Source organism: Ralstonia sp. VS2407 (genome assembly GCF_052950655.1).
This window is the reverse complement of the sequence record NZ_JBRFVG010000363.1, coordinates 1-437: the sequence shown is the minus strand read 5'-3', so window position 1 is coordinate 437 and position 437 is coordinate 1. Positions and strand designations below refer to the sequence as shown.

General features: G+C 54.0%; 1 protein-coding gene. It reads right to left on the bottom strand.

Annotated features, from left to right (window positions below; all coding sequences use genetic code 11):
- Positions 1-207 precede the first annotated feature (207 nt).
- Positions 208-437, bottom strand: a 230-nt coding sequence (locus ACU8YE_RS25480; protein WP_446930380.1) for a hypothetical protein, incomplete at its 5' end; no start/stop codon positions are given.

Sequence of the window (437 nt, the reverse complement as noted above, 5' to 3'; positions counted from 1 at the left end):
GTATCAGCGCCTTCACCGCGACAATCGTCCGGAGTTGCTTCAGGTAGCATATCAATCGTGATCCTTCAACTACACGCAGAAGCTAGCCAGACACGCCGTGGCAGCCCATACTGTCGAAGAAAGTCCGCCCAAAATGACCGCAACACGCTTTGTGCAAGGTTCTTTCCGCACCGCCAACATCCAGACCCAAGTGCAAGTCGACGCTGCTCAATCATTCCCACTTAAAGCCGATTGCATATCGGCTAGGGCGCGAAGAGGCCGACGCTCCAAGTTCAAGGTGTCGATATATTGCGTATCAGGTCGCCAGTCAGAGCGCATCAACCTCTTGGTAACGCCTTCCGTCACTCGCCACAGCGGGTGAATTACTACAACGTGACCATTAATCGCTCCGTCTACAGTCCTGACGGTAAGCGATGGCAATCCTGATGCGCTGAGAC